The 5,589-nt window shown below is 41.9% G+C and carries 4 protein-coding genes; 3 read left to right on the top strand and 1 reads right to left on the bottom strand.

All coding sequences use genetic code 11. From position 1 onward, the window contains the following. Window positions 1-1,352, top strand: a 1,352-nt coding sequence (locus IJI01_RS13030; RefSeq protein WP_292191184.1) for a S1C family serine protease, incomplete at its 5' end; no start/stop codon positions are given. A gap of 85 nt (window positions 1,353-1,437) precedes the next feature. Continuing rightward, window positions 1,438-2,988, top strand: a complete 1,551-nt coding sequence (gene clpX / locus IJI01_RS13025) for an ATP-dependent Clp protease ATP-binding subunit ClpX (RefSeq protein ID WP_292191182.1) — start codon at window positions 1,438-1,440, stop codon at window positions 2,986-2,988. Between the two features lie 56 nt (window positions 2,989-3,044). Here the strand turns inward: clpX and arcC are convergent, their stop codons facing one another. Continuing rightward, window positions 3,045-3,983: a carbamate kinase gene (gene arcC, locus IJI01_RS13020; protein ID WP_292191179.1), complete on the bottom strand. Its 939-nt coding sequence runs from the start codon at window positions 3,981-3,983 to the stop codon at window positions 3,045-3,047. Window positions 3,984-4,162: 179 nt separating this feature from the next. Between arcC and IJI01_RS13015 the strand changes: the two genes are divergently transcribed. After that, window positions 4,163-5,533 (top strand): MATE family efflux transporter, encoded by a 1,371-nt coding sequence (locus tag IJI01_RS13015; RefSeq protein ID WP_292191177.1) that lies wholly within the window; start codon window positions 4,163-4,165, stop codon window positions 5,531-5,533. The last annotated feature ends 56 nt before the right edge of the window (window positions 5,534-5,589 follow it).

The raw sequence follows: 5,589 nt of genomic DNA, 5'->3' as shown, positions 1-5,589 counted from the left end.
CTGTTAAACCTGCCAAGAAGAACACAGCAGCAATTGTTGTAGCAGCTATCGCAATACTTGCTCTTTTGGTAGGAGGCATTGGTGCTTCTTATTACACAATTGCTAACAGAGTAGCAAACAAGACTACAGAGACTACTCAGGCTGTGGAAGAGCCACAGCAGCAGGCACAGATTGAGCAGACTGAGACAGACAAGGAAAAGGTTCAGACAACAACAGTATCTGCTGAGACCAAGGCCGTAGTTACAGATGTTACAGCAGTTGTAGAAGAGGTAATGCCAGCAATGGTTATTATCCACAACAACTACACAGCATCAGCTAGCTATTTTGGCTATGTGCAGACTCAGGAAGCTACAGCATCTGGAAGCGGAATTATAGTTGGACAGAACGATTCAGAGTTATTGATAGCAACCAATTATCACGTAATTGAGGGCGCTGATTCTTTGGAGGTTATCTTTAATGACGACACAACACTTGCAGCTGTTGTAAAGGGTACTAATTCAGATATGGATCTGGCTGTAATAGCAGTTATGCTGGATGATATTTCCAGCAGCACAATGGACAGCATCAAGGTAGCAACTCTTGGTGACAGTGATGCGCTCGTTCTTGGCGAACCTGCTATAGCAATTGGTAATGCTCTTGGCTATGGCCAGTCAGTTACAACAGGTGTTATCTCAGCTCTTAATCGTCAGGTAGAGCTTGATGATGGTAGCACAAGAGAGTTTATTCAGACTGATGCAGCTATCAACCCAGGTAACTCAGGTGGTGCGCTCCTTAATCTTCAGGGCGAAGTTATTGGTATCAACTCCAACAAGATTGGTGGAGATACAGTAGAAGGTATGGGATATGCTATTCCTATTTCTGCAGCTAAGCCTATTATCGAGCAGCTTATGAACGAAGAGACCAAGATCAAGCTTTCAGATGATGAGAGAGGATACATTGGAATTTCTGGTGTAAGCGTTACCTCAGAAGTATCTTCTGTATACGGACTTCCTATGGGAGTATATATTGCAGAGGTTTCGAATGGTGGCGGCGCTGCAGCAGCAGGCCTTGAAAAGGGCGACGTAATTGTAGAGTTTGATGGTCAGGAGATTACTTCTATGGATGACCTTCAGACAAGACTTCAGTACTATGCAATTGGTACAACTGTTCCAGTTACTGTTATGAGACAGAATGGTTCAGAGTATACAGAAGTTACTTATAATGTTACACTAGGAGCAGCAACCTCAGTAAATACTCAGGATTCTAATGCCGGTGAGAATGGTGGAAGTTCCGGACAGTATGATGGTAAGCAGTCTCCTGGTAAGCCAGAAGACAGATCAGGTAATTTTGGTTCAGGATCTGGCGGACACTGATTATATTAGAGACATATGGTTGCTATGGATGACGAGGAGCCATCCATAGCAATTTCTTTTTTAGGGAATAAGGGAGTAACGTTTAATGACAGATAACAGAAATGATGATTTCGATTTCAGAGAAGTAACTGATGATGAGAGAGTAGATATTCAGGATACAGTTGAGACAGATAAGACTGATTCTCCATCAGACAAGGGCGAAGAGAACAAGACAGAATATGAGGATGTCTGCTTCGTGTGCAGAAGACCTGAGAGCAAGGCTGGCAAGATGTTCCATCTTCCCAACAATATCAGCATCTGCAATGACTGTATGCACAAGACTATGGATACTGTCAGCCAGTTTGATTACCAGAACATGCTTAACAATCCAACTCTTATGAATGAGCTCAACAAGCAGACTGGTATGCCAAACTTTGGCTTCTTTAACATGGGTGATCTTACTAATGGTAATTTCAACATGGGCGGCGGAATTCCTAATACTCAGAAGATCAAGAAAAAGAGTGAATCTGCAGCCAAGCCAGCTTTTGATATCAAGAATATTCCTGCACCTCACAAGATCAAAGCCAAGCTTGATGAGTATGTGATCGGACAGGACCAGGCTAAAAAGGTTATGTCAGTTGCTGTTTATAACCACTATAAGAGAGTGGCAACAGACACCATGGACGAGATTGAAATTGAGAAATCAAACATTCTGCTTCTGGGACCAACTGGTAGTGGTAAGACATACCTTGTTAAGACTCTTGCCAAGCTTCTTGATGTGCCTCTTGCTATAGCAGATGCTACATCTCTTACTGAGGCTGGATATATCGGAGATGATATTGAGAGCGTAGTAAGTAAGCTTCTTGCAGCTGCTGGCAATGATGTTGAGAAGACAGAACACGGTATTATCTTTATTGATGAGATAGATAAGATTGCCAAAAAGAAGAATACAACTTCAAGAGATGTAAGTGGAGAATCGGTTCAGCAGGGAATGCTCAAGCTTCTCGAGGGCTCAAATGTAGAAGTTCCTGTTGGAGCTGGCAGCAAAAATGCCATGGTTCCACTTGCTACAGTTAATACCAGAAATATTCTCTTTATCTGTGGAGGAGCTTTCCCAGACCTGGAGGAGATCATTACTCAGAGACTTAACAAGCAGACATCAATAGGTTTTGATGCTGATCTTAAGGATAAATACGAAGATGATCCTAACCTTCTGACAAATGTTACTGTTGAGGATCTCAAGAAATTCGGAATGATTCCCGAGTTCCTTGGACGTCTCCCTATTATCTGTTCACTTCAGGCTCTCACCAAAGAGATGCTGGTACAGATATTAAAAGAGCCTAAGAATGCGATACTCAAGCAGTATCAGAAGCTCCTTGCTCTTGACGAAGTAGATCTTCAGTTTGATGATACAGCCCTTGAAGCTATTGCAGAGAAGGCATTGGAAAAAGATACTGGTGCAAGAGCCCTTCGTGCTATCATCGAGGAATTCATGCTTGATATCATGTACGAGATTCCTAAGGATGAGAACATAGGAAAGGTTACTATTACAAGAGACTATATAGAAGGTAAGGCTTCACCTCTTATTGAGATCAGAGGAGATATAGTTCAGCCCAAACTCCCACAGCTTAACATTGAACAGGCTACTAATGCCTGAATTAAAAATCCCACAGCGTTTGCTGTGGGATTAACTAATTAATCATTATTTGTAATTCAGGCGAAAGTAATTCTTGTGCCAGCCTTGCCCTTGAGAGCATCCTCAACTGTGCTAAGAGAAGTAATGACAACTTCGCCGTCGTTATTGGATTCAAGGAATTCGATTGCTGCTTCAATCTTGGGAAGCATATCTGTTTCGCCGAATTCTCCGGCTTCTATGAAGGCTTTTGCTTCTGATACTGTCATCTTGGAAATCTCTTCCTGTTCTTCCTTCTGGAAGTTCTTGTAAACATAAGGAACAGATGTAAGGATGATGAGCTTGTCAGACTTAAGGTCTGCTGCGAGCTTACCAGCAATAGCATCCTTCTCGATTACTGCGGAAGCACCCTTAAGTACATGGCCCTGTTGGATTACAGGAATACCGCCACCGCCGCAGGCTATTACGATCTGACCTGCATCTACAAGTGCTCTGATAGCGTCTATCTCAACTATATCTATTGGCTTGGGAGCTGCGATTATACGTCTGTAGCCCTTGCCTGGATCTTCTTTTACAAAGTTTCCTTTTTTAACTTCATTATCGGCATCTTCCTTGGACATGTATCTGCCGATTGCCTTGGTAGGTGCATAGAAGGCCTCATCATAAGGATCAACTGTAACCTGTGTGAGGATTGTGCTGACTGCCTTGGAAATACCTCTGCCTGTGAGCTCTGCCTTCAGGGAATTCTGAATATCATATCCAACATAGCCCTGACTCATTGCACTGCATACGCACATAGGAGCTGCAGTGTAATCAATATACATTCTATGAAGCTCAGTCATAGCCTTGTGTATCATGCTGACCTGAGGTCCGTTACTGTGTGTGATTGTAAGTAGGTATCCGGCTTCTACAAGATCTGCGAGAGCCTTGGCTGCGACTTTGGTTGCTGTAAGCTGCTCGGAGGTTGTAACACCGAGAGCGTCATGACCTAGAGAAACTACTGCTTTAATGTTATCCATAATGTCTCCATTTCCGCGTGTTTTCTTATGAAAAATTTAAGTACATTGTACAAAATTAATAACCACTTTACAATAATAAACAATTTGTAGTAGTATGTCATTTTGAATTGTATTACAGAAATTTGCACTGTTGGCTACATATAATAAATTAATGATTTTTTGTCGTTTAGGTGAATATAATGTCTAAGACAAGTAATATCAAGGATTTAACTGTTGGAGATCCCATGAAGCTTATTATGGGCTTTGCAATGTCACTCTTTTGGGGCATGCTTTTCCAGCAGCTTTATAACATAATAGATACAGCTATCGTATCCTGGACTCTTGGTAAGGAAGCCTATTCTGGTATGGGTTCTACAGGAGCAGTTAACTTTCTTATAATGGGCTTTTGTATGGGAGTCTGCAACGGCTTTGCAATTCCCATAGCTCAGAGATTTGGGGCAAGAGATTATAAGAGCATGCGTAAGTTCTTTACCCATGCCATCATTCTGTGCTCAATCTTTGCTGTAGTAATGACATTTTTAGTAAGCATATTCTGTAGACAGATTCTTGTGACAATGAGAACACCTGAGTCTATTCTGGAATATGCCTACAGATATATAATCGTTATTTTCCTGGGTATCCCGGCAACTTATATGTATAACCTTCTGTCAGCTACCATAAGAGCTCTTGGAGACAGTAAGCACCCTGTTCAGTACCTTATTATCGGTTCTGTAGTGAACATTGGTCTTGACCTTGTGTTCATCATGGTATTCCACTGGGGAATATTTGGAGCGGCTTTTGCCACTGTAGTATCTCAGCTTGTTGCTGGAAGCTTATGTCTTGCGTATATTATCAGAAAGATTGATATCCTTAAGCTTGGCAAAGTGGATTGGGAGCTGGACAGATCTCATTTCGTGATTCTGCTTAACATGGGTGTTCCAATGGGACTTCAGTATTCAATTACAGCTATTGGCAGTGTTATTTTGCAGACTGCTATCAATGGCCTTGGAGAGGATGCTGTTACTGCTGTTACAACAGCCAGCAAGGTCGGAATGTTCTTCTGTATTCCGTTTGATGCCCTTGGTTCAACTATGGCAACCTACGGTGGTCAGAATGTGGGAGCCAAGAAGCTTGATCATCTGACATTAGGACTTCATGCTGCAGTTAAGATTGGAAGTATTTATTCAGTAATAGCTTTTGTGGTTCTTGCTTTCTTTGGCAGGAACTTTGCAATGATATTCCTTGATGCAAGTGAAGTTACATGCCTTGATAATGCACATCTTTTCCTGATATACAACAGCCTTTTCTATATTCCACTGGCTCTTGTTAATATCGTAAGATTCCTGATTCAGGGTATGGGATATTCATTATTTGCAGTACTTGCGGGTGTAATGGAGATGATTGGAAGATCGCTTATGGCGATACTCCTCGTTCCACAGATAGGATTTACCGCAATCTGCCTCGCCAGCCCAGTGGCATGGATATTGGCAGATGCGTTTCTCATCCCGGCATTTATTATTGTTAGAAATAAACTTCAGAGAATATTTAATGGTCAGGTCGAAGTATATTAAAGCTTGTTCAGAGCGTTGTTGATGTTCTGAGATAGACTTGGATCAAGATCGGGATT

Source organism: Butyrivibrio sp. (assembly GCF_017433805.1).
Lineage (GTDB): Bacteria > Bacillota > Clostridia > Lachnospirales > Lachnospiraceae > Butyrivibrio.
This window is presented reverse-complemented; position numbering and strand designations above follow the sequence as displayed.